Here is a 24,773-nt window from a genome sequence, read left to right on the forward strand (position 1 = left end):
CCGGGGGATTTTCTCCCGGCGCACAGGCCTCTAGCCCAGGAGACGGATCCATGATCACGTTCGTGCAGAAGCCAGAGACGGTCGTCACGACCGAACCCACCGAGGAAAGCCGCTTCGACCGCATCCGCAGGATTGCCGCCGACAAGCACAAGAAATCCGACTCGGACACGGCAACGCCACAAAAGGGCGAACCCAAACGCCCGATGTGAATCTGCGGCGCCGCCGCTGCCTTCCACGCAACGCCGGCACCACATCGCACGTCAGAGGCGCGGGTCGACCGCGCGGGCCGAGCGTGGTCCAGCCAGACACCTTCCTGTCGGCGGTATCGGCGTGTCCGGTATTGTCATTATATTAGCTTCAGCGCATATTTATCCGGCAGTGGGCCCTTGGCCGCCAAGGCGTCCAAGGGCGCCTGCAGTTGTTCCGAAAAATAAATCGCTCCGTGCCGCTCGAATTATGGAGCAGCCACGAGACAATGACATTTGGAGGAAATACCCATGAAAGTGATTATTTTGGCAAACTATGCGCCTCATGCCGCCAAAGGATTGATGCAAGGCTCGGACAGGCAAGCTGCGGTCAAGGCGCTTTTTGAAAGCGTTGGCGGCAAGGTGACCAGCGTGATGTTCACGCGCGGCATCTATGACGTCGTCGTCAATGGCGAGGTGCCGGACCAGTCCGCGGGGATTGGCATGTCCCTTGCGGTGCGGGCGAGCGGCTCGCTGACCGAGATGGTTGTCCTGGAAGAACTCGACATGAAGGCAGTGATCGCGGCTGCCAACAAGGCTGCCGGCGCGTACAAACCCGCGGGCTGATAGGACTTGCCTTCTTGATCAAGGCAGCACGGTTCGATGGACGTGCCGTGCTGCCCGAGTGTCGGATGGCGCATCTTCTCCCGACTTTCGCGGCGACCGTAATTCACGCTAGTATCGTGCGGTGGTCGTTTGGTGCAGGGAGCTTGCGGAAACGAAACCGCGATTCTCGATACGGAGACAAGCCATGTTTGCGGCCAAGGCCATCGACACGTCGGACAAGGCGGCGTTCTACCGCGACCTCGCCACGCAACTGAAAGCGCTGCTCGACGGCGAGCGCGATTCGATCGCCAACGCCGCCAACACCGCGGCGCTGATCTTCCAGATGGTGCCGGACCTCAACTGGGCCGGTTTCTATTTCCTGCAATCCGATGAGGAAATGGTGCTCGGCCCCTTCCAGGGCAAGCCGGCCTGCGTGCGCATCGCGGTTGGCAAGGGCGTCTGCGGAACGGCGGTCGAACTCGGCACCTCTATGCTGATCAAGGACGTGCACGATTTCCCCGGCCACATCGCCTGCGACGCCGACTCGCGCTCGGAACTGGTCGTGCTGCTCGAGGACGATGACGGCGTCTTCGGCGTGCTCGATCTCGACAGTCCGTTGCCCGGCCGCTTCGACAAGGCCGACCAGGCCGGCATCGAGACGCTGGCGGCGATCTATGCCGCCGCGAGCTCGTTCGAGGACTGAACCGCACCATTTTTTGAGCAGGTCGGCGGGTCGCGCAAGTCCTGCTTGGGATGCCGGCCCTGTCAAGCCGGACCTATGGATTGGTCTTCAGCTCGCGAGTGAAAGCTGCGGCCGTCATATCGATCAGTTGCGCGTGGATAGCACCGCGCGATCGTTCTCCGCCATCGTCGCAAACCGGATCACCGATCTGTTCGGACGCAATGATCTCGGAAGCGCCGGGTTTGCACTCGCCAAACATGCTGTAGTGGCTCGCATCGTCGATCGTCGCATAGCTTGCCTTTGAAATCGCTTTTGCAATCCCGGAGGCGTCGGTGGTCACCGGGATCTTCCCCGGTCGGCCAAGATTGACGATATCGACCGGAATACTGATGCCGGCAAAACTTTTGTCGTCAAAGATATCGGCTGGGGCGGGATCGATCGCCATGGCAAATTGAATGCGCTCATCCCGGTTGTCACGGCCGGCGGGCTGCAAATCCATGGCATGAAGATCAACCCCGCTTTGCCTGACCCAGTCGCAAAGAGAAACATTGAGCAGGTCGGTATCGCAATAGGCCACCAGCAGCTTAGGGTCGACGCGGGCGCCGGCTATTGCGAGCGCTGTGTTGCCGCCCATGGAAAGACCAAGGGCGGCAATTTTGCCTTGCTCGAGGTGATTTTGGAAGAAGGGGTCCCTACCCATTGCATTCAGGGTTGCGGTGAGGTCGGCGGGCCGCAACCAGAGTTTCATCGTTTCGGCTGCGGACTTGTTTCTCCCCGTATTGCCTGGATGCGTCGGGGCGGCGACGACGAATCCCTGCCTAGCCAAGGGCGTCGCAATCCAGCTCAAGGCTTGCGGGTTTCCCGCCAGGCCGGCGCCATGCGAAAGCAGGATGAGCGGAAATTTTCCGCCAGAGATTGGCGCATTGCGCATGGCGGGCGTGCCGACGAACAACGCGTTGTCGCCAAGCGTAACCGCCTCGCCGCCCGGTTGTGCCGGATACCAGACTGTCACATCGAGATTGATGCCGCGCTCCCTGGAAGGGGCAGGAAGCTGACGCACGCCGACATTGTCGCTGGCGTCGGCCGCGTGTGGCATCAGCGCCATGGAAACAACGATGGCGCATAGTATGGTCCAGAATTTCATTGAGATCTCCATTGTCGAACGCCTGGCGCCATGGCGGAGAGAAGGCGACTTGAGCTTCTCGGCCAGTTGACGGTCATCTTCGGTTGCTGTGTTCACGCCGCGATATCAGCGGAGCCGAACGAAGCCGGCGACCTCGATCGCGATCGAGGACGTGCTTGATCGCGATTTGGTACCGCCCGATGCCGGATGGCGTGCAGGGCTTTAGCTGCTGGCCAGGGTTGCAGGCGAGGGGGATGTGCCCTGCGCGTTCCGGTCTCGCCAGGCGAGCGGGGTCATGTCCGTCATGCGGCGGAACTCGCGGTTGAAGTTCGACTTGGTCTGGAAGCCGACCGCAAGCATGATCTCGGTCACCGACTGATCGGTGTCGGTCAGCAGCCGGCAGGCCTCGGCGATGCGGTACTCGTTGACATATTGCGAGACGTTCCTGGCGGTCGCCCGGTTGATCGCCGCCGAAATCTGCCGTGCTGGAATGCCGGCGCGCCGGGCAAGGCGGTTGAGGTTCAGGTTGGCGTCCCGGTAGAGCTTTTTCTCCTGCATCAGTCCCTCGACCCTACGAAGAGTGTCGGCGTCTTCACCGGTGTCGATCGGGGAGGAGGCCTCGGCGGGTTCCGGGGCGTTGAGCGGGACATGGCTCTGGCTGGCCGCCGCCGCCGCCACGCCGACAAGGACGAGGATGAAAAGGTTGGCGATGCCGATCACCGTCGCCGCGCGGTCGCTGTGGCCGGATGCCACCTCGAAGGACACCAACATGTCGACCATTCCCGACAGGCACAGCGTCACGGCCGCAGCGATGATGGCGCGGTAGGCCGGGACCGCGCCGTCGAAAGGCGCCAGGCGAAGGCCGTCGGCGCCGGAACGCAGCAGCCAGAGAATGGCGGCCGCGTAGATGAAATCGATTGATACCAGCGCTGCGTCGACCGCGTCGCGCCAGACAATCACCAGCACGAAGACGATGGCGGCTGGCGTCGCATGGAGTGCCAGCAAGGCCGGCCATCGGCGGTCGTTGGTGCGGACGAGCTTGGAGACGCCGGCATAGAGCAGCGATGGCATGATCGCGGCGGACACGGGCGCGATGTAGCCCACCGCGCTGATGCCATAGCCCCAGCGCAGGCCGGTGAGCACCGATTGCAGCGCGGCGAGCAGGATCAGGCCGAGAAACGGCAGGTTGGGTGCTGCCTCATCCTCCCGCCTGGCGACGACCCAAAGCAGGATGAACAGCAACAGGGCGACGACAAAGGGCAGGGGAACAAACGGCATGGTCGGTTGCGGGCTCGTGTGCTGATGCGCAGCGGACCGTAGCCGATGTGGTTTTGATTCCCAAACTCGCCGATTGCGCGGTTCTCAGTCGAACTTCACCAATATCAGGCTGAAGCAGCCGATGAACAGGAAGGCCGAGAAGGCGAGCGCCAGCGGGCGCAGGCCGCGCGAGCGCAACTGTGAGATGTCGGCCTGCAGGCCCATGGCGGCCAGCCCCATGGTCAGCATGATGGTGGTGGCAAGCGCCATCGCCGATTTCACCTCGGCCGGCACGGTGACGAGGCTGTTCAGCGCGACCACGGCGACGAAGGCGGCGACGAACCACGGCATGGGCGGTCGCGCCGCCGACGGGTCGCTGCCCTTGCGGCGCGCCATCAGGCCGAGCGCGATCACCATCGGCGCCAGCATGGCGACGCGGGTCAGCTTGGCGACGGTGGCGATCTCGCCGGACTGGGTGCCGTTCTGGAAGCCGGCGCCGATGACTTGCGCGACCTCGTGGATCGAGGCGCCGGCCCACAGGCCGAAAGCGTGCTGGTCGAGGCCGAGCAGGGGCGCCAGCAGCGGGAAGCCGAGCATGGCGACGGTGCCGAACAGCGTGATCGAGGCGACGGCGTAGGTGACGTCCTCGTCGCGCGCCTCGGTGACGATGTTGGTGGCGACGATGGCCGAGGCGCCGCAGATCGAGGTGCCGGCGGCGATCAGCTGCGCCAGCCTGGCGTCGACGCCGATCAGCCGGCCGAGCGTGATGGTGAAGACGAAGGTGGCGCCAAGCGTCAGCGCGACGATGCCGACACCACCGGCGCCGATCGACACCACCTGGCCAAGCGTCAGCTGGAAGCCGAGCAGCACGATGGCGAAACGCAGCAGCCGGCGCTGCGAAAAGGCGATGCCGGCCCTGGCGTGGGCGGGCGTGCCGAGCACGTTGGAATAGATCATGCCGGCGACGACGGCGAGGATCATCGGGCTGAACAGAGCGAAGCCGGAGACATTGCGGGCCGAGAAGGCGACACCGGTGATCATCGCGACAAGCACGATGCCAGGCACGATGCCGTTCCATACCGAATTGAGCGACTTTCGCCCTTGGGCGAGTTCGGCGGAAATCAGACTTTTCGGAATATCGTTCGCGATGTGGATAAGGGAAGACAATGCAATGCTCCAGGCGAGTACGCCGGAGGAATGCCATTCCTGGACCGATCTTTCCAACGAATTATTTTCGTCAGAATGATCGATTTTTACGAACGATTGCGGTTTCGCCTCGATGCAGGGATCAGCAGGTACTTTTAGGCGACATCCGCTAGAGCTGCGCTTCGATGGCCGCCTTGTCTATGACCGACCAGACATGCCTGATCCTGCCGTCGAGAAATTCATAGAAGACGTTCTCGCTGAAGGAGACTTTCCTGCCGTTCACCGGCAGTCCAAGGAAGTTTCCCGTTGGCGTGCAGTTGAATTGAAGCCGGCTGGCTATGAACGGCGTGTCGGAGACCAGCAATTGGATGTCGAAATACAGGTCCGGGATCTCGGAAAAGTCCCGCTCCAGCATCTTGCGATACCCGGCCAGTCCGATCCGGTCGCCATTGTAGTGCGCCTCGTCGTGAACGAAGCGATGGAGATTTCGCCAGTCCTGATTGTTGAGGCAAGCGATGTAGCCGAGATAGGTGTCGGTAAGATCGGTGTCGGTCACGGCGATGGCTCCGGTGCAAATCCCGAACTTGCGGTTCGGCACAGCTCAAAATGGGAAGATAGAACGACCGCGGATTCAATCCAGATGGATTGTACTCCGACGTCAGTAGTCCAGCGGTCGACCGGCAGCCGCCAGCCGACCCCTGGGCGTGACGCCCGGCTCGAATGCGCCTGGCTAGAACATGCCGCGGTCGTTGCTCCGCCGGTCGTCTTCCACCAGATGCGGCTGATAAATTCCGGCTCGTGCCGTTCGCCGCCACGGCCGGGCCGGGTCTCCCGGATTGTTGTCGATATCGACGACGGCGATCGAGGGTGTTCCATCTGCTGGGCATTGCACCGCCCACCGGCCGCCGGGAGCAACGATGCCCGAAGGGGCGGTCAGGCCGTGTTGCGCAGCGACCGAGAAACTGGCCCAATAGTTGTTGCTTGCCGCGTGTCCCTGCATCTCGACGGCGAGAGCCGGGCTATCGGCGGCCGAGCCGGTTGTCGAGAACAGGACGCAATCGACATCGAGCCTCTCATAGTCGACGAAAATCTCCGGAAAGTGCGATTCCATGCCAAGCGCGCAGCCGAAGCGGAGCCCATCGACCTCGAACGTCACCGGGATCGAACCTGGCGTGTACATGAACGAGATCTTGGTGATCGAGAGCATACGCTCGTCGTAGCGCGTCACCAGTTCGCCCCGATCGGAGACGACATACAGGCTGTTGTGCGGCCGGCGCGGTTGGCTGAGCTGATGCACCGAACCGAAGACCGTCCACAATCCAAGCTCGCGTGCAAGTGCGCGCGTCGCCTCCAATTCCTCGCGCAGGACGGTCCATTCGAACCGGGTCCAATCGGCAGGCCCGATTGCTTGGGGACCGCTGGCGGACATGATGCGCTTGTTGGGGGAGCAGATCGCACCTTCGGGAAAGTGCAGCAACCTTGCTCCGGCCTGCCGCGCCTCTTTCATCAGGCGTCGCATCTCCAGCCCGCTGTCGCGCAGCTTGGAGATGTTGCGAGGGTCATCATGGACAGTGGTTTGCGCCACGGCCAATCGCAGCGACCTGGCTTCGGGCTCCGGATTGTCCGGCCCACTGCTGTGAAAATGCCTGAGCGCGGCCGTGTAGGACTCGCCCGTCTTGGCAGCGCGAGCTCGCACACTACGTTTGAAATTTGCGTTTTGCGTCATTGTCATGGCCTTTCACGTCCCGAATGGAGTTCCCCAGCAACCTCATGCGAAACGATCGGACCAAAGACAGCGGCCTGAGACTCGAAGTCCCTTTGCCTCCGTTCAAGACCGTGCTGGGGACAGCCCTTGGAGGTTCGGCGCAGGCCACGCCGCGCCGATGATGCCGATGCGATCCTGCTTCGTCAACTCCGTCTAGCCGCGATAGCGCAAGGCGTCGACCAGCAGCGAGAAGGCGGGCGTCGCCTGCCGGCGGCTGGGGTAATAGAGGTGGTAGCCGGGGAAGGGCGGGCACCAATCGGCAAGCACCCGCACCACTGCGCCACTGGCAAGGTGCACCCGCACCTGGTCCTCGGGCAGATAGGCAAGAGCCAATCCGGCAAGCACGGCATTCAGCCGCAGCGCGGCCGTGTTGAACACCAGTTGGCCCTCGACGCGCACCTTCAGTTCGCGTCCTGCCTTTTCGAATTCCCAGGCATAGAGGCCGCCATAGGTCGGCAGGCGCAAATTGATGCAGTTATGGGTGGTCAGGTCCTGCGGCGTGCGCGGCTTTGGCCGGGTGGCGAAGTAGGAAGGTGAACCGACCACGGCCATGCGCATGTCGGGACCGATGCGCACCGCGATCATGTCGCGAGCCACCTGTTCGCCAAGCCGCACGCCGGCGTCGTAGCGCTCGGCGACGATGTCGGTCAGGCCATAGTCGACGATGATCTCTATCTTGATGTCGGGATAGTGCGGTAGCAGCCGGGCGATCGCCGGCCACAGGACAGCATCGGCGGCGTGCTCGCCGGCGGTGATGCGGATGGTGCCGGCGGGTTTTTCGCGCAACGCGCTCAACGCGGTCAGCTCGGTCTCTATCTCATCGAGCCTTGGTCCGACGGTGCGCAACAGGCGCTCGCCCGCCTCGGTCGGCGAGACGCTACGCGTGGTGCGGGTCAACAGCCTCAGGCCCAGCCGTTCCTCCAGCGCGCGCACCGTGTGGCTGAGCGCCGATTGCGAGACGCCGAGCTTGGCCGCCGCCCGGGTGAAGCTCTCTTCACGCGCCACGGCGAGAAAGGCGGTCAGCTCGTTGAGATTATCGCGGGGCATTCATGAGTCCTTCTCATAAGTTCATGCCGGATATAGCAGCTAATCGCGGCCAATCGCAGGCCCTAAATAGGCGTCATCACAATCGGGCGCCCAAAATCAGGCGGCCATGAGAAATGGCGGCAGCTACTTGCCTCGTTTGAAGGCGGGCCCAGGAAAAGGGACAAAACCATGGATATCAAGCGAAGCGGTTCTCAAGCCTCGGGCAAGGGTCCGGGCGACTGGTTCACCGGCACGGTGCGCATCGATCCGCTGTTTCAAGCCATCGCACCGGCGCGCGCGGCCGGTAATGCCGTCACCTTCGAGCCCGGCGCGCGCACCGCATGGCACACCCACCCGCTCGGCCAGCTGCTGATCGTTACCGCCGGTTGCGGTCGCGTGCAGCGCGAGGGCGGCCCGGTCGAGGAGATCCGGCCCGGCGACGTGGTTCGCTTCGAGCCGGGCGAGAAGCACTGGCATGGCGCGGCACCGACCACCGCCATGACCCACATCGCCATCCAGGAAGCGCTGGACGGCAAGGCCGTCGACTGGATGGAGCACGTCAGCGACGCGCAATACCAGGCCTGATTGCCGGAGCCAGCAAGAAATGTCCATGCCCGCGACCGCACCACACAAGACGGCCATCCTGGCGATCATCCTCGTCAGCTATGTCATGATCGTGCTCGATACCTCGATCGTGCTCACCGGCTTGCCCAGGATCCATCAAGGCCTCGGCTTCACGGATGCCGGGCTGGCATGGGTGCAGAGCGCCTATACCTTGACCTTCGGCGGCTTCCTGCTTTTGGGGGCGCGTGCGGGAGACATTCTGGGCCGCCGGCGCATGCTCATCGTCGGTCTCGCCCTGTTCACGGTTGCCTCGCTGGCGATCGGTATGGCGCAATCGGCGGCCTGGATGATCAGCGCGCGGGCAATCCAGGGCCTCGGCGCCGCCATCCTGGCGCCCTCGACGCTCGCTTTGCTGCAGACCACCTTCGCCGAAGGCTCCGAGCGCACCCGTGCCGTGTCCTATTACAGCGCCGTGGCCGGCGTCGCGGCAAGCGTCGGCCTGGTGTTGGGCGGCGTGCTTGCCGACTGGATCTCCTGGCGCGTCGGCTTCTTCATCAATCTCCCCATCGGCATCGCCATGATCATCGCCGCGCGCCGATACATCGTGGAAACCGAGCGGCGCGCCGGTGCGCTCGACATCGTGGGCGCCCTGACCTCGACCGTCGGCATGACAGCACTTGTCTACGGCTTCATCCGCTCGGCCGACACCGGCTGGACGAATGCCGGCACGATCGCGTCGCTGGCCGGCGCCGTGCTGCTGCTTGGCGTCTTCGTCGTCAACGAGTGGAAGGCAAGGCAGCCGATCATGCCGCTGCGGCTCTTCGCCAGCCGCGAGCGCGCCGGTGCATACGCTGCCCGCATCCTGTTCCTGGGTGCCATGATCGGCTTCTTTTTCTTCACCACGCAATATCTGCAAGGCGTGCTCAACTACAGGGCGTCGCTGACCGGCATGGCCTTCCTGCCGATGACCATGGTGAATTTCGCCGTGGCGATGGTGGTGCCGCAGCTGACGCGCCGGTTCGGCAATGGCCGCCTGCTGGCCGGCGGCCTCACCCTCTGCCTGCTGGGGATGGCCTGGCTGAGCCGCGCCTCGTTCGACACGGCCTACCTGACCGGGGTGGCACTGCCGATGGTGCTGATCGGCGCCGGGCAAGGCATGGCGCTCAGCCCGCTGACCACGTCGGGCATTGCCGGCGTGGCCCCCCAGGATGCGGGAGCCGCCTCGGGCGTCGTCAACGTCGCCCACCAGCTCGGCAATTCGCTCGGCCTCGGCGTGCTTGTTGCCGTCGCCGCGGTCGGCGCCGGCGCGCTCGATGGAAGAGAGCTGCTCGCCTACCGCGTCGGCACGGCACTCACCGCCGGCTCCGCCATGCTGGCGCTGGCGCTGCTGATCGTCTGCGCGCTGATCGTGCGGCCGCGCAAGGCGGCACAGGCGGTTGTGACCGGCGCGAACGCCTGAGCTCCAGATAGGATAGGGCCAGCGGCCTTCAAACAGGAATTGAGAGAGAACCACGATGCAAAAACGCACACTCGGAACAAGCGGCCTGGAGGTTTCGGCGATCGGCCTCGGCTGCATGGGGCTGAGCTTCGGTCTCGGGCCTGCCACGGACATGAAAGAGGCAATTGGCGTGATCCGGTCGGCCGTTGAGCGCGGCGTGACCCTTTTCGATACCGCCGAGGGCTACGGACCGTTCGTCAATGAGGAACTGGTCGGCGAGGCGCTTGAGCCGGTTCGCGATCAGGTTCTGATCTGCACGAAGTTCGGCTTCAAGATCAACGAGAAGCGCGAGATGGTTGGGCTCGACAGCCGGCCGGCGCATATCCGCGAGGTTGTCGACGCTTCGCTGAAGCGTCTGCGGACCGACCGCATTGACCTTCTTTACCAGCACAGGGTCGATCCGGCCGTGCCGATGGAGGATGTCGCCGGCGCGGTGAAGGCGCTCATCGCAGAAGGCAAGGTCAAGCATTTCGGACTGTCCGAGGCGAGCACCGTGAACATCCGCAAGGCTCATGCCGTGCAGCCGGTGGCGGCGATCCAGGACCACTATTCCTTGTGGATGCGCGAGCCCGAGCAGACGAAGTTTGCAGTCTGCGAAGAGCTTGGCATCGGCCTCGTCGCCTGGGGGCCGCTTGGCCAGGGGTTCCTCACCGGCGCGATCACCAGGGACATGACGTTCGACGACCCCAACGACCTGCGAAAGGATTTCCCGCGCTTCACCCCGGATGCACTGGAGGCCAACTTCAAGGTGGTCGATTTCCTGAAGGGGCTTGCCAGTCGCAAGGTCATCACACCGGCGCAGATCGCGCTCGCCTGGTTGCTGGCCCAGAAGCCATGGATCGTACCGATACCGGGCGGCACGAAGGTGGCGCATCTCGATGACAATCTGGCTGCGGCAGACGTCGAACTGACGGCCGAAGACCTGGCCGAAATCGACGCAGCCTTTGCCACCATCGACATCAAGGGCGCTCCGCTGTCGGCGGGGCTCGACGCCGCGATTGATCGTTAAGCAACAAGGAGAACAAAATGCAAAAGCGCACACTTGGAAACAGCGGTCTCGAAGTCTCGGCCATCGGGCTGGGCTGCATGGGCATGAGCCAGTCATACGGGCAACCGATGGAGACGGCGGATGCTGTCCGCCTGATCCGGGCGGCGTTCGAGCGCGGCGTCACCTTCTTCGACACCGCGGAGGTCTATGGCCCGTTCAAGAATGAGGAGGTCATCGGTGAGGCGCTGCAGCCAATCCGCGACCAGGTGGTGATCGCCACCAAGTTCGGCATCGACATCGCTGGTACAGCCGGACACGACGGCATGGACAGCCGGCCGGAGCATATTCGCGACGTCGTCGAGGCCTCGCTCAAACGGCTGAGGACCGACCACATCGACCTCCTCTACCAGCACCGCGTCGATCCGGTCGTACCCATCGAAGAGGTGGCCGGCGCGGTGAAGGACTTGATCCAACACGGCAAGGTGAAGCATTTCGGCCTCTCCGAGGCGGGCGTGCGCACGATCAGGCGCGCGCATGCGGTGCAGCCGGTCGCCGCGCTGCAAAGCGAATACTCGCTGTGGTGGCGGGAGCCCGAGGAGGCGATCCTGCCGGTCCTCGAAGAACTGGGGATCGGCTTCGTGCCCTTCAGCCCCCTGGGCAAGGGCTTCCTCACCGGCGCCATCAACGCCAACACGACGTTCGACAGCAGCGACTTCCGCAACACCGTCCCGCGTTTTGCAGAGGAGGCCCGGAAGGCGAACCAGGTTCTGGTCGATGCGATCGTCGCGATCGCAGCCGAGAAGAAGGTGACCCCTGCACAGGTCGCGCTCGCCTGGTTGCTGGCGCGGAAGCCGTGGATCGTTCCGATCCCCGGCACGACGAAGCTCAATCGCCTCGAGGAGAACATCGGATCGTCCGCCGTTGCGCTGACGGTGGACGATCTTCGCAATATCGAGAGCGCGGTCTCGGCGATTGCCGTGCAGGGAGAGCGCTATTCCCCGCAACAGGCGGCAAGGATCGATCGCTGAGCGCCACCGGATCAGGCCCGGCCGGCGATCTCAACTGACGCCGTCGGCCTACAGGCAATAATCAGAAAGGAAAGACCATGAGCGAGAACATCAGGGGCAAGGTTGTTGTTATCACCGGCGCCAGCAGCGGGCTCGGCGAAGCCGCCGCAAGGCTTCTGGCGAAAGAGGGCGCAAAGCTGGTGCTCGGCGCGCGCCGTCTCGACCGGCTGCAGGCGCTCGCCGGCGAGCTGTCGCTGGGCAAGGACGCCATCCTGGCGACCGACGTGACCGATGTCGGTCAGGTGCGCCGTCTCGTCGATCATGCGGTCAAGGTTCATGGCCGGGTCGACGTCATCATCAACAATGCCGGCCTGATGCCGCACTCGCCGCTGGAGCGCGGCAAGGTCGAGGACTGGGACCGGATGATCGACGTCAACATCAAGGGCGTGCTCTACGGCATCGCAGCCGCGCTGCCGCACATGAAGGCGCAGAAGAGCGGCCACATCATCAACGTGTCGTCGGTGGCCGGCCACAAGGTCGGGCCGGGCGGCGCCGTCTATGCCGCCACCAAGCATGCGGTGCGCATCATCTCGGAAGGCCTGCGCCAGGAGGTAAAACCCTACAACATCCGCACCACCATCATCTCGCCGGGCGCGGTGGCGACCGAATTGCCCGACAGCGTCACCGAGCCCGATGTCGCCGAAGGCGTGCGCGCGCTCTACGACCGCGTGGCGATCCCGGCCGATTCCTTCGCCAGGACGGTGGTCTTCGCCATGAGCCAGCCCGACGAGGTCGACATCAACGAGATCCTGTTCCGGCCGACGGCCCAGGAGTATTGAGCTCGCAAGGATCGCGTTCGGATCGGCGGCAGTAGCTCAGCTTGAAATTTGGCTTTGCGCGAACTCGCGTCTTGCGGCCGTGAAAACCTCGCGGGCGGCGTCCGCATTCATGGCGGCGATTGCGAGGCCAACAATGATATCTGGCCAGGCCGAGTTCCACACGAATGCCGTGACCAGGCCGGCGGCAATGATCGCGACATTCGCCAGGACGTCGTTGCGGGCCGACAGGAATGCCGCATGGGTAAGACTGCCGCTGTGATGGCGATAGCGAGCCAGCATGAGCGCGCACGACAGGTTAACGAGGATCGCACCAGCCGCGGTAAGCGTTAGCGGAACGGGCGCTGGCGGGATCGGGATGTTGAATTTCTCCCAGGCCGTCCAAAGGGTCGCCAAAGCCGGGATCAGAAGGACTCCCGCCAGCGCCATTCCGAGCCGCGCTCGGTTGCGGATGGTCCAGCCCAGCGCGACCATGATCAGCAGGTTGACGGATGCATCCTCGAGAAAATCGATGCTGTCCGCGAACAGCGAAACCGATCCGATCCAAACGGCTACGGCAAACTCGATTCCGAAATAACCAAGGTTCAGGATGGCGACCATCCGCACCGCTTTGTTCAGCGTCCCGGTCATATTTCGTCCATCGATCAATTGCCGTTACCGCAAGGCATGTCGCGATTCCATGACATGAGACATTATCGATTGAGCGGCCGGCTTGACAGCGCTGCTCTTCCTGCTCCAGCTTGACGCCATGTTCGTCCTTGCGCCTGCCAACACCAAGCGACGCCGCCCCTGCACAGTGCGGAGCGGCAAGCTGATTGCGCGACGACAAAGACCGGTACGATAGACCCGGTTCGTTCGTTTCCAGCCCCGCCCGCGACAGCCGCCGGCGGGGTTTTTCATGTCTGGAGCAATGCGATGACCATCAATCCTTCCATCCGGCTTCGGCCGGCCGAGCCGGCGGACGCCGCCGCGATCAGGGATATCGTGCGCGCCGCCTATGCCAAATGGGTGCCGGTGATCGGCCGCGAGCCGCTGCCGATGCGCGCCGACTATGCCAAGGCCGTTGCCGAGCATCCATTCGATCTCGCCGTCGAGGATGGCGCCATTGTCGGGATGATCGAAACCATGCTGGCAGAGGATCACCTCTGGATCGAGAATGTCTGCGTTGCGCCGCAGGCGCAGGGCAGGGGCATCGGCCGGCTGCTGCTGGAGCAGGCCGAACGCAAGGCGATCGAAGCGGGACGCCGCGAGTTGCGCCTGCTGACCAACGGCGCCTTCGAGGCCAATGTGTCGCTCTACAAAAGATGCCGTTATATCGTGGACCGGGAAGAGCCGTTCATGAATGGTGTGACGGTCTATATGAGCAAGAGGCTTGCAGGCTGATGCGGAGCGGTCCGCCCCAGGACGACGAAGTCATACTGCACACGCTGGCTCAATCACTTGGCTCTTGCGTTTGACAGCGGCGTTTGCGCATCGTTATCTCCAGCCACATATGACGGCCGGCACGGCCATGCGGTGCACCCCAGGGAGAAAACCATGTCACACAATCTGCAGTTCTATATCGATGGCGCGTGGGTCGATCCGGTTGTGCCCAATACGTTCGACGTCATCGATCCGTCGAACGAGGATGCCTTCGCGCAGATTTCGCTCGGCTCCAAGGCCGATGTCGACAAGGCGGTGGCCGCCGCCAAGCGCGCCTTCAACACGTTTGGTTTCACCGAGGTCGGCGAGCGGCTCGAGCTGCTGAACCGCATCATCGCGGTCTACAAGAAGCGCAGCGCCGATCTGGCGCTGGCCGTGTCGCGCGAGATGGGTGCGCCGCGCCAGTTCGCGCTCGACAGCCAGGTCGGCGTCGGCCTCGCGCATCTGCAAAAGATGGCCGACGTGCTGAAGTCGTTCGAGTTCCGCCATGTGAAGGGCAGCTCGCTGGTGGTCAAGGAGCCGATCGGCGTCGTCGGCCTGATCACGCCGTGGAACTGGCCGCTGAACCAGATCACCTGCAAGGTCGGTCCCGCCCTTGCCGCCGGCTGCACCATGGTGCTCAAGCCCTCCGAGATCGCGCCGCTCGACGCCATCATCTTCGCCGAGATCCTCGACGAGGCCGGCGTGCCGAAGGGCGTGTTCAACCTCGTCAATGGCGATGGACCGGGCGTCGGCCAGGCGCTGTCCAGCCACCCCGACATCGACATGATGTCGTTCACCGGGTCGACCCGCGCCGGCATCCTGGTGGCCAAGGCCGCCGCCGACACGGTCAAGCGCGTGCATCAGGAGCTTGGCGGCAAGTCGGCCAACATCCTGTTCCCCGATGTCGACCTCGCCAACGCCGTCACCAAGGGCGTCGCCGGCTGCTTCGGCAACAGCGGCCAGTCCTGTAACGCGCCGACGCGCATGTTCGTGCCGCGCGACCGCCACGACGAGGCCGCCGGCTATGCCAAGGCGGCGGCGGAAAAGTTCACAGTCGGTCCGGCCGACGCTGCCGGCACCAGGCTCGGCCCGGTCGTCAGCCAGATCCAGTTCGACAAGATCCAGGACCTGATCCAGAGCGGCATCGACGAAGGCGCGACGCTGGTCGCCGGCGGCCCCGGCCGGCCCGCCGAACTCAACCGCGGCTATTACATCAGGCCGACCGTGTTCGCCGACGTCACCCATGACATGCGCATTGCCCGCGAAGAAATCTTCGGGCCGGTGCTGGCGATCATGCCCTATGACAGCGTCGACGAGGTGATCGACACCGCAAACGACACCGTCTACGGCCTGGCCTCCTACATCCAGGCCAAGGACATGAAGAAGGCGCGCGAAGTGGCGGCGCGCATGCGCACCGGCAATGTCTACATCAACTATCCGACCTGGGACGCCGGCCTGCCGTTCGGCGGCTACAAGCAGTCGGGTAACGGTCGCGAATATGCCGAATACGGGCTCGAGGATTTCCTCGAGATCAAGGGCATCGCCGGTTACGAGGCGGCCGAATAGGTACGACCCGGTTTCGCCAAGGGCCGCCCTGATGATGCGCGGCCCGCCACCCCCCCATGCTTGCCAATTGGCAGATACGTGCTATATATCTGCCAATAGTGAGGAGCAAAATGCAGCTTCAGCCCATAGTCACCACACCGGCCACGGTGGGAAGCGTCATCACCGACGACGAGGCGGGCGCGCTGGCGCGCACCACCGTCAACCTGTTCAAGGCCTGGAATCTCACCGACCTGGAGGCCTGCATCTTGCTTGGCGGCATGTCGGCGCGCACCTGGGCACGTTGGAAGATTGGGGCACGTTTGAAGGAGGGCGGCATCGGCCGGATCGACCGCGACCTGCGCACCCGCATGGCGCATCTGATGGGCATCCACAAGGGCCTGCGCTATCTCTTCACGGAGCCGGCGCGCGGCTATGCCTGGATCCGCAAGCCCAATGCCATCTTCGGCGGCCAATCGGCGCTCGACCTCATGCTGCGCGGCGAGATCGCCGACCTTGCCGCGATGCGCGAATGGCTTGATGCGGAGCGTGGTGCATGGTGAGTGGGCTAGCGGTCCGTCGCCGCGTCCACTGGCACCAGACCTTCCGCATCATCCGCTCCATCCATCCGCCGATCGACCTGTTCGAGGACATTGCCGACCCGCGCGACTGGGAGGCGCTGGCCGCCGTCGAGGAGAAGACGAACCCGCGCATCCGGCTCGAGATCGGCGATCTCGGCAAGGTGTCGGCCGCCCGGCGGATTTCAGGCCCCGGCGCCAGCTTCGTGATGGCGCCCTTCGTGCATTGTTCGACCCTGCGGCCGGGCCGGTTCTCGGATGGCAGTTACGGACTCTATTATGCCGGCGACAGCGAAGAGGTGGCGCTCGCCGAGACCATCCACCACCATCAGAAATTCATGCGCGCCACCAATGAGGATCCGGGCTGGACGGCGGATTTCCGCGTCCTGATCGGCAGCGTCGACCGCGACCTCGATGACGTCAACGCGGTACCCGGCGTGCTCGATCCGGACGACTATAGCGCCTCGCAGGCGGAAGGGCGGGCGCTACGGGCCGCCGGCAGCGACGGGCTGGTGTGGACCAGCGTGCGCATGCCAGGCGGGGGCTGCATCGGCATCTTCTGGCCGGACGCCATCACCATTCCGGTCCAGGGTCGGCATTACAGCTACCATTGGGACGGCGCCCGCGTGGATTTCGTACGCCAGCACGATACGGGAAAGGTGCTGGCGGTCACATGATGGCAGGAAGCGGGCTCTCTCTCGGAGCCCGCTCTCTTCGGACAACCGGTTCCCCTTTTTCAGGATCATGCTTCAGCGGCCGGGAGCCGGTCACGGTCAGCCTTACATCACTCAGGATGCTTGCCGACAAAACCCGCCTTTGCCGCCGGCCCGGCATCGCGTTGCAAGGCGCTGCTCAGGATCGCTTTACAGATCGCGGTGAAGTTGATATCCATAAATCCAAGGATACGGATATATGGATAAAAAAAGCACTTTGAACGCACTGGCAGCGCTTGGCCAGGAGACGCGGCTGGATGTCTTCCGGCTGCTCGTGCGCGCCGGTCCGCAAGGCATTCCGGCGGGCGAGATCGCCACCAGGCTGGAGACGGTCCAGAACACCATGTCGGCGCATCTGAAGGTGCTGGCCCATGCCGGGCTGATCCACCCCGAACGCGACGGCCGGATCGTGCGCTACGTCGCCGACATGACCGGCTTCCGCGACCTCCTGGCCTATCTGATGGAAGATTGCTGCAACGGCGCGCCAGAACTCTGCCGGCCCGTCATCAATGCCGTGACCTGTGATTGCTAGGAGCCCGCCGATGAGCGATCCAGAAGCGGCTGCTGGACGAGATCGGCCGCAATCTGCCGAAGGCCGGCTGAACGCCGTGGCGGACGATCTGCCACGCCGCATCGTCGCCGAAGCGCTGGGAACCGCGCTGCTGGTCGCGACCGTGGTCGGCTCCGGCATCATGGCCGCCCGGCTGACCCACGACGTTGCCATTTCGCTGCTCGGCAATACGCTGCCGACGGGAGCGATCCTCGTCGTGCTGATCACGATACTGGGGCCGGTTTCAGGGGCGCATTTCAATCCGGCCGTCACGCTGGTGTTCGCGCTCCGCCGCGAGATCGAGGCGAGCGCGGCGCTCGCCTATGTCGTCGCCCAGGTGGTAGGCGGCATCGCCGGGACGTTTCTGGCGCACGCCATGTTCGAACTGCCGATCCTGCAGGCCTCCATGACGGTGCGGACCGGCGCCGGGCAATGGCTCGCGGAGGCGGTCGCCGCCTTCGGCCTCATCTTCACCATCCTGGCAGGCCTGCGCTTCCGCTCCGACGCGATCCCCTGGCTGGTCGGGCTCTACATAACTGCCGCCTACTGGTTCACGGCCTCGACCTCCTTCGCCAATCCGGCCGTCGCGATCGCCCGTGCCTTGTCCGACACGTTTTCCGGCATCCGTCCGGTCGACCTGCCGGGTTTCATCGCCGCCGAATTGCTGGGAGCGCTGCTGGCCATGGCCCTGGCGGGCTGGCTGCTTGCCGAACCGAAACCAACAGACAGATGAGAGCCGCGAAATGACCATCACCATCTATCACAATCCGGCCTGCGGCACCTCGCGCAACACGCTGGCCATTATCCGGCAGTCGGGCGAGGAGCCGGAGGTGATCGAATATCTGAAGACGCCGCCGTCCCGGCAGAAGCTGGTCGAGTTGATCGCGGCCATGGGCATGACACCGCGTGATTTGCTGCGCGAGAAGGGCACGCCCTATGCTGAACTCGACCTCGCCGATCCGAAATGGTCCGACGACGAGATCCTCGATTTCATGCTGGCGCATCCGATCCTGATCAACCGGCCGATCGTGGTGAGCCCGCTCGGCGTCGTGCTGGCAAGGCCGTCGGAAAAGGTGCTCGACATCCTGCCCAACCCGGACATCGGCGCGTTCACCAAGGAGGATGGCGAGGTGGTCATCGGCGCTTCGGGCAAGCGGGGCGGCTGACGGTATTTCCACATTTTTCGAAATTGGGTTGACGACTCGACAGGCGTCGCGTATCTTATTTCCATGAAACTCGAAAAAGCAGCCGCCCAGCTCGAAGCGCTCGGCAACCCGACGCGGCTTCAGCTCTACCGCATCCTCGTGCGCGCCGGTGACGGCGGGCTTGCCGTCGGCAGCGTCCAGGGCAAGCTCGACATCCCGTCCTCGACGCTGTCGCATCACCTCAAACGGCTGGTCGACACCGGCCTTGTGACGCAGGAGCGGCAGGCGACGACGCTGATCTGCCGCGCCAACTATCCCGGCATGAATGCCCTGATCGGCTATCTCGCCGACGAGTGCTGCGCCGATGCCACCTGCGCGCCTGCCGTCGGCAAGGCGCTGGCCTGATTTTTTTGCTCTGTAATTCGAAGATACCGGAAGGATCGAACATATGGACATGATGGCAAATCTTCCCGTCGCGGTGATCGGTGCAGGCCCGGTCGGCCTTGCCGCCGCCGCGCATCTCGTCGAACGCGGCCTCCGTCCGCTCATCCTGGAACGTGGCGAAAGCGTCGGTGCCGCACTGCTCGAATGGGGCCATGTGCGGGTGTTCTCGCCGTGGCAATACAATATCGACCCGGCGGCGCAGGCGCTGCTCGACCGCTCCGGCTGGACGGCGCCGGACATGCGCGGCCTGCCGACCGGCGGCGAGATCGTGCGCGACTATCTGGCGCCGCTTGCCGCACTTCCCGGGATCGCCGGCAACCTGAAGCTCGGCGCCGAGGTCACCGCGATCACCCGTCAGGGACATGACAAGGTCGCCAATGACGGCCGCAAGGACGCTCCCTTCGTTATCGGCTATCGCGATGCCGGCGGCGAGCACCGCGTTCTCGCGCGCGCCGTCATCGACGCGTCCGGAACATGGTCGCAGCCAAACCCCATCGGCGTCGACGGCCTGCCGGTTGCCGGCGAAGGCGCGGCCTCCGGACGCATCGCCTACGGCATTCCCGACGTGGTCGGCAAAGCCAGGGACAGCTATGCGGGCAAGCGGGTCCTCGTCATCGGCGGCGGGCACTCGGCCATTAACGTCGCCCTGGCGCTCATGGAACTGCAGGACACGGCGCCCGGCACCGAGATCTTCTGGGCGCTGCGTCATGCCAGCGTCGACCGGCTGCTTGGAGGCGGGCTGAACGACCAGTTGCCGGAACGTGGCGCGCTCGGCCTCGCCGCCAAGCAGGCGATGGCCGACGGACAGCTGAACATGCTGGCGGCCTTCGCTGTCAACCGCATCGAGACGCAGGGCGAGGGGCTTGCCGTCGATGCCAGCCTGGCCGGCAAGCCGTTCAGCCTTGCCGTCGACCGCATCGTCGTCACCACCGGCTTCCGGCCCGACCTGTCGTTCCTCGGCGAAATCCGCATCGCGCTCGATCCCGCCGTCGAAGCGCCGCCGGCGCTGGCGCCGCTGATCGATCCGAATTTCCACTCCTGCGGCACGGTTCCCGCGCATGGCATAAGGGAACTGGCGCACCCCGAACCCGGCTTCACCATCGTCGGCTCGAAATCCTACGGCCGCGCCCCGACCTTCCTGATGGCGACTGGCTATGAGCAGGTCCGCTCGGTGGTCGCCGACATTGCCGGAGACCATGTCGCGGCCCGCGAGGTGCGGCTGGTGCTGCCGGAAACCGGCGTGTGCAGCGCCGATATCGTGACGGGATCGGACAGCGAAGGCTGCTGCGGCGGGCCTGCGCCCGCCAACGTCGATGCCTGCTGCATCGAGGACGCGAACGCCAAGGCAAAGGGCGCGTCGGGCTGCGGTTGCGCGACAGGCCGCCCCTCGGTTGGTGCCAGGGCGACGGAGGCCGTAGGCGCCGATGCCTGACCGGTCTGTCCTGCGCAAGGCGATCTGGGGACTCGGGCTGACCCAGATCATCGGCTACGGCACGCTCTATTACAGCTTCTCGATCCTGGCGCCGGCAATGGCTGGGGAGTTCGGCCTCGCGGAAGGGTGGGTGTTCGGCGCCCTGTCGGCCTCGCTGTTTGCCGGCAGCCTGTTCGCGCCCACGGCCGGGCGCTGGGCCGACCGCTTCGGCGCCGGACGCATCATGACCGTCGGCTCGGTCGCGGCAGCCGTCGCGCTGGCGCTGTGCGCCGTCTCGCCCGGCCGCCTGACCTATGTTCTGGCATTGCTGGCGATGGAACTGGCCTCCAGCTTCGTCCTCTACAGCGCCGCCTTCGTGGCGATCGTGCAGATCGGGATGCCCCAGCCGCAACGCAGCATCACCCACCTGACGCTCATCGCCGGGTTCGCCTCGACCCTGTTCTGGCCGCTGACCTCGGCGCTGCATGCGCATTTGACATGGCGCGAGGTCTATCTGCTGTTCGCGGCGCTCAATCTCGGGCTCTGCCTGCCGATCCATGCCTGGCTGATGCGGCTGTCGCGCCGACACGCGACGGCCACGCCGCAAGAGCGCGGGCCGGCCCATGCAGCGGGCGCGCCGCTCGATCCGCGGCGTGGACGCGCGGCGTTCCTGTTGATGCTGGCGGGGTTCGCCACCGAGGGTTTCGTGCTGTCGGCGATCCTCATCCACATGGTGCCGCTGACGGCGGCACTGGGGCTCGGCGCGGCCGGTCTCTTCGTTTCGACCCTGTTCGGGCCGGCGCAGGTCGCCAGCCGGTTGATCAACATGCTGTTTGGCGGGCGCCTTCAGCAAACGCATCTCGCCGTCATTGCCGCGTTGCTGCTCACGGCGGGGCTGTGCACGCTGCTGTTGACCACGCCGTGGCTGCCCGGCGCCTTCCTGTTCGTGCTGCTGTTCGGCCTCGGTTCCGGCCTCACCAGCATCGTCGGCGGCACCTTGCCGCTCGAGCTCTTCGGCCGCGAAGGCTATGGCGCTCGGCTGGGATGGGCGAGCGCTGCCCGCCAGTTCACCTCGGCCTTCGCGCCGTTCGCGCTCGCCTTCATGATGGCGCGGACATCCGTCGCCAATTCGCTGTGGGTGCTGGTCGTCGTCGCCGCGAGTGGCGTCATCGCCTTCCTCGCCATCGCGCTGCTGAGGCGGCGCGAGAGCCGGGTTGCATTTGCGATTGGCGGCAGGCCGGAAGAGGCGCGCTAGCCTGGCGACTAATGCCGCAGGATCTTGCTGAGAAAGGCGCGGCTGCGGTCGGTCTTGGGGTGCGAGAAGAACTCGTCCGGCGTTCCGCTTTCGACAATGGCGCCGGCATCCATGAACACCACGCGCTGGGCGACCTTGCGGGCAAACCCCATTTCGTGCGTCACCACCATCATGGTCATGCCTTCCTCGGCGACCGCCACCATGACGTCTAGCACTTCGGAAATCATCTCGGGGTCGAGTGCCGAGGTCGGCTCGTCGAACAGCATGATCTTGGGCCGCATGCCGAGGCAACGCGCGATCGCCACGCGCTGCTGCTGGCCGCCGGAGAGCTGCGCGGGATAGGCGTCGACCTTGTCGGCGAGGCCGACCTTGGCCAGCAGTTCGCGCCCGGCCTTTTCGGCCTCGGTGCGCGGGATCTTGCGGACATGGATGGGGGCGAGCGTGACGTTCTCGAGCGCGGTCTTGTGGGGGTAGAGGTTGAACGACTGGAAGACGAAGCCGATCTCGGTGCGCAGCTGCGTCATGTTGGTGGCGGGGTCGCCGAGGCGCTGGCCGTCGACGACGAGATCGCCGTCCTTGATCGCCTCCAGGCCGTTGACGCAGCGGATCAGCGTGCTCTTGCCGGAGCCGCTGGGGCCGCAGACGACGACCACTTCGCGCGGCTCGACGCTGAGCGTGATGTCCTTCAGCACATTGAGCGTGCCGAACCATTTGTTGACGCCGCGAAAGTCGATCATGCCCGTTTTGGTCATATTTTCCGGACCTTTGGGGTTCGATGTCATAACTGTACCTCGCCATGCGCCGCACCCATGCGCCGCTCGAGCCGGCGGGCGAGCATGATCAGCGGATAGCAGACGATGAAATAGCCGACGCCGACGAGGAAGAAGACCAGCAGGCCGTTGGGTACACGCTGCACCACCAGCCAGCCGACCCGGGTGAGGTCGGTGAGCCCGATCGCCGAGACGACCGACGAATCCTTGATCAGCAGCACATATTGCCCGACCAGCGGCGGCAGCACGATGCGCATCGCCTGCGGCAGCACCACTTGGCGCATGCGCTGCCAGCGCGACAGGCCGGACGCCAGCGCTGCCTCGACCTGGCCGGTCGGCACCGAGCGGATGCCGGCGGCGACGATCTCGCAGATGAAGCAGGCGGCAAGATTGGTCAGCGCGATGATGCCGGCGGTGAAGGCATCGAGCTCGATGCCGAACTCCGGCAGGATGAAGAAGATCAGGAAGATCTGCACCAGGAACGGCGTGCCGCGGATCAAGTCGACCCAGGCGCCGATGATGCTGCCGATCAGCCGGTTGCCGCCGGTCCGCAGGATGCCGAGGCCGAAGCCGAGCAGGGTGCCGAGCACCAGGCTGATCAGCGACAGCACCACCGTCATGCCGAGGCCGCGCAGTGCCAGCGGATAGCTGCCGACGAGGCTATGCAGCTGTTGCCAGATCATGTCCGCGCCCCCGCTGTGCCGAGCCAGCGGCCGGACAGAGAAGCCAGTCCCTTCAGGCAGTAGTAGAGCAGCAGGTAGAAGGCTGCGATGGTGAGAAACCCTTCCGCCGGCATGAAGCGGTCGGAGGCGAGCAACTGGCCGGCGCGCGTCAGCTCGGCAACCGAGATCAGCGACAGAAGTGCGGAGTCCTTGACCAGCACGATCGCCTGTCCGAGCAGCGGCGGGATCGTCACCTTGAAGGCTTGCGGCAGGATGACCAGGCGCATGCGCTGGACATAGGTCATGCCCGAGGCGACGCTGGCTTCGACCTGGCCGCGCGAGATCGACAGGATGCCGGCGCGAATGATTTCAGCGACATAGGCGCCGCTGTTCAGTGACAGCGCGAGGATGCCGACGACCAGCTCCGGCAGCACGAAGCCGAGCCGTGGCAGGCCGAAATAGAGGAAATAGAGCTGCGCCAGCAAGGGCGTGGCGCGCACCGCGTCGATATAGACCTTGGCCGGCGTGCGAAACAGCCAGCCGCGCTGCAGGTTCATGGCGCACAGCACGATGCCGACGACGAGCGCGCCGACAAAGGACAGCGCCGACAGCCAGACGGTCGTGACCAGGCCCTGCCCGAACAGCGGCAGGTACTCGACGATGGTGCGGAAACTGAAATTTTCGAGCATCGTTGGGTAAGTCCCCAGAGCGAAGTCTATCCGTAACGGCAGTGTTGGACGAAACCGCGCCGATCCAGTCTGGCGCGGTTTCGTCCGAACGAAGTGCTGCTTAGTGGTCCTTCTTCCAGGCGTCGGAATTGACCCAATAGTCGAGGTTCTTCTGCAGCCGGCCGTCGATGCTGACCTGGTTGAGGAACAGGTTCATCCAGACCAGCAGGTCCGGCTCGTCATAGCGGGTGGCGAAGGCAAGCGGCTCCTTCGACAAGAGATCCGGCATGATGGTGAAGGTGCCGGCCGGATAGGCGGTCGACTGGCCCTTGACCGCCGAGACGTCATTGACGCCGCAATCGGCCTGGCCGTTGTTGACGGCGTCGAGCAGCAGCGGACCGCCGCCCTTGTAGCTCTTGATATCGGCATCGGGGAAGGCGGTCTTGGCTTCCTTTTCGCCGGTGGCGCCGAGCAGCACGGCGATCTTGGTGCCCTTGGCCTTGCAGTCGTCGGTCGACTTGAACTTGCTGTCGGCCTTGGTGAAGACGGTGCTGCCCGTATACATGTAAGGTGTGGTGAAGGCGACTTTCATGCCGCGCGCCAGTGTCGGCGTCATGTCGGCGACCAGAAGGTCGGCCTTACCCGACAGCAGCGCCGGGATCAGCCCGTCCCAGTCGAAGTCGAGGAAGGTGATCTTGACGCCCATTTCCTTGGCCATCAGCTCGGCCAGTTCGACCGAACTGCCGGTGCGTTCGCCATTGGCGCCGACCAGCGAGAAGGGCGGTCCCTGTGTCTGCACGGCGACGCGCAGTTCGCCGCGCTTGGTGATGTCGTCCAGCGTTCCGGCGCTGGCCGCAGTGGTCAGCCCGGCGAGCGCAAGTCCGGCGATGAAAAGTCTGGCAATCTTCATTTTGGCATTCCTCCTTGTTTTATTGTTCCGCGTTGTTG

General features: G+C 64.6%; 29 protein-coding genes. 18 read left to right on the forward strand and 11 right to left on the reverse strand.

Translation table 11 applies throughout. The features are described 5' to 3' along the window. Positions 1 to 50: 50 nt before the first annotated feature. From ACFSOZ_RS13860 to ACFSOZ_RS13870, 3 genes are all read left to right on the forward strand, one after another. Positions 51 to 209, forward strand: coding sequence for a hypothetical protein (locus tag ACFSOZ_RS13860; protein WP_379098650.1), 159 nt, complete (start codon positions 51 to 53; stop codon positions 207 to 209). A 288-nt stretch (positions 210 to 497) separates the two neighbouring features. Next, entirely contained in the window at positions 498 to 812 is a 315-nt protein-coding gene (locus ACFSOZ_RS13865) for a GYD domain-containing protein (RefSeq protein WP_379098653.1), read from the forward strand. A 184-nt stretch (positions 813 to 996) separates the two neighbouring features. Further along, positions 997 to 1,494 carry a GAF domain-containing protein gene (locus ACFSOZ_RS13870; protein ID WP_379098656.1) on the forward strand — a complete coding sequence of 166 codons (498 nt, stop codon included), beginning with the start codon at positions 997 to 999 and terminating at the stop codon, positions 1,492 to 1,494. A gap of 73 nt (positions 1,495 to 1,567) precedes the next feature. On the opposite strand, the gene ACFSOZ_RS13875 is transcribed toward ACFSOZ_RS13870, so the two are convergent. The 6 genes from ACFSOZ_RS13875 to ACFSOZ_RS13900 form a co-directional block, all read right to left on the reverse strand. After that, positions 1,568 to 2,617 (reverse strand): alpha/beta hydrolase family protein, encoded by a 1,050-nt coding sequence (locus ACFSOZ_RS13875; protein WP_379098659.1) that lies wholly within the window; start codon positions 2,615 to 2,617, stop codon positions 1,568 to 1,570. A 201-nt stretch (positions 2,618 to 2,818) separates the two neighbouring features. Further along, on the reverse strand, positions 2,819 to 3,874 hold the full coding sequence (locus ACFSOZ_RS13880; RefSeq protein WP_379098662.1) for a helix-turn-helix domain-containing protein: 1,056 nt from the start codon (positions 3,872 to 3,874) through the stop codon (positions 2,819 to 2,821). Positions 3,875 to 3,958: 84 nt separating this feature from the next. Continuing rightward, positions 3,959 to 5,020: a YeiH family protein gene (locus ACFSOZ_RS13885; RefSeq protein ID WP_379098830.1), complete on the reverse strand. Its 1,062-nt coding sequence runs from the start codon at positions 5,018 to 5,020 to the stop codon at positions 3,959 to 3,961. Positions 5,021 to 5,168: 148 nt separating this feature from the next. Continuing rightward, on the reverse strand, positions 5,169 to 5,555 hold the full coding sequence (locus ACFSOZ_RS13890; RefSeq protein WP_379098665.1) for an ester cyclase: 387 nt from the start codon (positions 5,553 to 5,555) through the stop codon (positions 5,169 to 5,171). Between the two features lie 174 nt (positions 5,556 to 5,729). Next, on the reverse strand, positions 5,730 to 6,725 hold the full coding sequence (locus ACFSOZ_RS13895) for a carbon-nitrogen hydrolase family protein (RefSeq protein WP_379098668.1): 996 nt from the start codon (positions 6,723 to 6,725) through the stop codon (positions 5,730 to 5,732). A gap of 192 nt (positions 6,726 to 6,917) precedes the next feature. Next, a complete protein-coding gene (locus ACFSOZ_RS13900) occupies positions 6,918 to 7,811 on the reverse strand; it encodes a LysR family transcriptional regulator (protein ID WP_379098675.1) in 894 nt (297 codons plus the stop codon). Between the two features lie 168 nt (positions 7,812 to 7,979). Here ACFSOZ_RS13900 and ACFSOZ_RS13905 point away from each other — a divergent pair, with 168 nt between their 5' ends. The 5 genes from ACFSOZ_RS13905 to ACFSOZ_RS13925 all read left to right on the forward strand — a co-directional run bounded on the left by ACFSOZ_RS13905 (position 7,980) and on the right by ACFSOZ_RS13925 (position 12,686). After that, positions 7,980 to 8,375, forward strand: coding sequence for a (R)-mandelonitrile lyase (locus ACFSOZ_RS13905; RefSeq protein ID WP_379098679.1), 396 nt, complete (start codon positions 7,980 to 7,982; stop codon positions 8,373 to 8,375). Between the two features lie 25 nt (positions 8,376 to 8,400). Next, a complete protein-coding gene (locus ACFSOZ_RS13910; RefSeq protein ID WP_379098681.1) occupies positions 8,401 to 9,813 on the forward strand; it encodes an MFS transporter in 1,413 nt (470 codons plus the stop codon). 55 nt (positions 9,814 to 9,868) lie between these two features. Next, complete coding sequence (locus ACFSOZ_RS13915) at positions 9,869 to 10,861, forward strand: aldo/keto reductase (protein WP_379098684.1); 993 nt, start codon at positions 9,869 to 9,871, stop codon at positions 10,859 to 10,861. Between the two features lie 17 nt (positions 10,862 to 10,878). Further along, on the forward strand, positions 10,879 to 11,868 hold the full coding sequence (locus tag ACFSOZ_RS13920) for an aldo/keto reductase (protein WP_379098687.1): 990 nt from the start codon (positions 10,879 to 10,881) through the stop codon (positions 11,866 to 11,868). Positions 11,869 to 11,945: 77 nt separating this feature from the next. Continuing rightward, entirely contained in the window at positions 11,946 to 12,686 is a 741-nt protein-coding gene (locus tag ACFSOZ_RS13925; protein WP_379098690.1) for an SDR family oxidoreductase, read from the forward strand. Between the two features lie 36 nt (positions 12,687 to 12,722). Here the strand turns inward: ACFSOZ_RS13925 and ACFSOZ_RS13930 are convergent, their stop codons facing one another. Continuing rightward, complete coding sequence (locus tag ACFSOZ_RS13930; RefSeq protein ID WP_379098693.1) at positions 12,723 to 13,313, reverse strand: cation efflux transmembrane domain-containing protein; 591 nt, start codon at positions 13,311 to 13,313, stop codon at positions 12,723 to 12,725. A gap of 285 nt (positions 13,314 to 13,598) precedes the next feature. On the opposite strand from ACFSOZ_RS13930, the gene ACFSOZ_RS13935 reads away from it, so the two are divergent. From ACFSOZ_RS13935 to arsK, 10 genes are all read left to right on the forward strand, one after another. Then, a complete protein-coding gene (locus ACFSOZ_RS13935) occupies positions 13,599 to 14,066 on the forward strand; it encodes a GNAT family N-acetyltransferase (protein WP_379098696.1) in 468 nt (155 codons plus the stop codon). A gap of 153 nt (positions 14,067 to 14,219) precedes the next feature. Beyond that, the gene (locus tag ACFSOZ_RS13940) at positions 14,220 to 15,653 is read left to right on the forward strand and encodes an aldehyde dehydrogenase family protein (RefSeq protein ID WP_379098699.1); all 1,434 of its coding nucleotides are present in this window, start codon (positions 14,220 to 14,222) and stop codon (positions 15,651 to 15,653) included. A 110-nt stretch (positions 15,654 to 15,763) separates the two neighbouring features. Beyond that, a complete protein-coding gene (locus ACFSOZ_RS13945) occupies positions 15,764 to 16,192 on the forward strand; it encodes an MbcA/ParS/Xre antitoxin family protein (RefSeq protein WP_379098702.1) in 429 nt (142 codons plus the stop codon). Further along, positions 16,186 to 16,884 carry an RES family NAD+ phosphorylase gene (locus ACFSOZ_RS13950; RefSeq protein WP_379098705.1) on the forward strand — a complete coding sequence of 233 codons (699 nt, stop codon included), beginning with the start codon at positions 16,186 to 16,188 and terminating at the stop codon, positions 16,882 to 16,884. The genes ACFSOZ_RS13945 and ACFSOZ_RS13950 overlap by 7 nt, the downstream gene beginning before the upstream one ends. Positions 16,885 to 17,119: 235 nt before the next feature. After that, positions 17,120 to 17,452 carry an ArsR/SmtB family transcription factor gene (locus tag ACFSOZ_RS13955; RefSeq protein ID WP_379098708.1) on the forward strand — a complete coding sequence of 111 codons (333 nt, stop codon included), beginning with the start codon at positions 17,120 to 17,122 and terminating at the stop codon, positions 17,450 to 17,452. A gap of 76 nt (positions 17,453 to 17,528) precedes the next feature. Next, positions 17,529 to 18,203 (forward strand): aquaporin, encoded by a 675-nt coding sequence (locus ACFSOZ_RS13960; protein ID WP_379098833.1) that lies wholly within the window; start codon positions 17,529 to 17,531, stop codon positions 18,201 to 18,203. Between the two features lie 10 nt (positions 18,204 to 18,213). Further along, a complete protein-coding gene (arsC, locus tag ACFSOZ_RS13965; protein ID WP_379098712.1) occupies positions 18,214 to 18,636 on the forward strand; it encodes an arsenate reductase (glutaredoxin) in 423 nt (140 codons plus the stop codon). 63 nt (positions 18,637 to 18,699) lie between these two features. Continuing rightward, positions 18,700 to 19,020 carry an ArsR/SmtB family transcription factor gene (locus ACFSOZ_RS13970; protein ID WP_111543255.1) on the forward strand — a complete coding sequence of 107 codons (321 nt, stop codon included), beginning with the start codon at positions 18,700 to 18,702 and terminating at the stop codon, positions 19,018 to 19,020. Between the two features lie 43 nt (positions 19,021 to 19,063). Further along, on the forward strand, positions 19,064 to 20,491 hold the full coding sequence (locus ACFSOZ_RS13975) for an NAD(P)-binding domain-containing protein (protein ID WP_379098714.1): 1,428 nt from the start codon (positions 19,064 to 19,066) through the stop codon (positions 20,489 to 20,491). Then, positions 20,484 to 21,725 (forward strand): arsenite efflux MFS transporter ArsK, encoded by a 1,242-nt coding sequence (gene arsK / locus ACFSOZ_RS13980; protein ID WP_379098717.1) that lies wholly within the window; start codon positions 20,484 to 20,486, stop codon positions 21,723 to 21,725. Before ACFSOZ_RS13975 ends, arsK begins: the two co-directional genes overlap by 8 nt. Before the next feature lie 8 nt (positions 21,726 to 21,733). Here the strand turns inward: arsK and ACFSOZ_RS13985 are convergent, their stop codons facing one another. From ACFSOZ_RS13985 to ACFSOZ_RS14000, 4 genes are all read right to left on the reverse strand, one after another. Next, positions 21,734 to 22,477, reverse strand: coding sequence for an amino acid ABC transporter ATP-binding protein (locus tag ACFSOZ_RS13985; protein WP_379098720.1), 744 nt, complete (start codon positions 22,475 to 22,477; stop codon positions 21,734 to 21,736). A gap of 26 nt (positions 22,478 to 22,503) precedes the next feature. Then, positions 22,504 to 23,178 (reverse strand): amino acid ABC transporter permease, encoded by a 675-nt coding sequence (locus tag ACFSOZ_RS13990; RefSeq protein ID WP_379098723.1) that lies wholly within the window; start codon positions 23,176 to 23,178, stop codon positions 22,504 to 22,506. Beyond that, positions 23,175 to 23,846, reverse strand: coding sequence for an amino acid ABC transporter permease (locus tag ACFSOZ_RS13995; RefSeq protein WP_379098726.1), 672 nt, complete (start codon positions 23,844 to 23,846; stop codon positions 23,175 to 23,177). The genes ACFSOZ_RS13990 and ACFSOZ_RS13995 overlap by 4 nt, the downstream gene beginning before the upstream one ends. 100 nt (positions 23,847 to 23,946) lie before the next feature. Continuing rightward, complete coding sequence (locus ACFSOZ_RS14000; RefSeq protein ID WP_379098729.1) at positions 23,947 to 24,735, reverse strand: ABC transporter substrate-binding protein; 789 nt, start codon at positions 24,733 to 24,735, stop codon at positions 23,947 to 23,949. Between the last annotated feature and the right edge of the window lie 38 nt (positions 24,736 to 24,773).

It is taken from the genome of Mesorhizobium newzealandense (assembly GCF_042682145.1).
GTDB classification, from domain to species: Bacteria; Pseudomonadota; Alphaproteobacteria; order Rhizobiales; family Rhizobiaceae; genus Mesorhizobium; species Mesorhizobium newzealandense.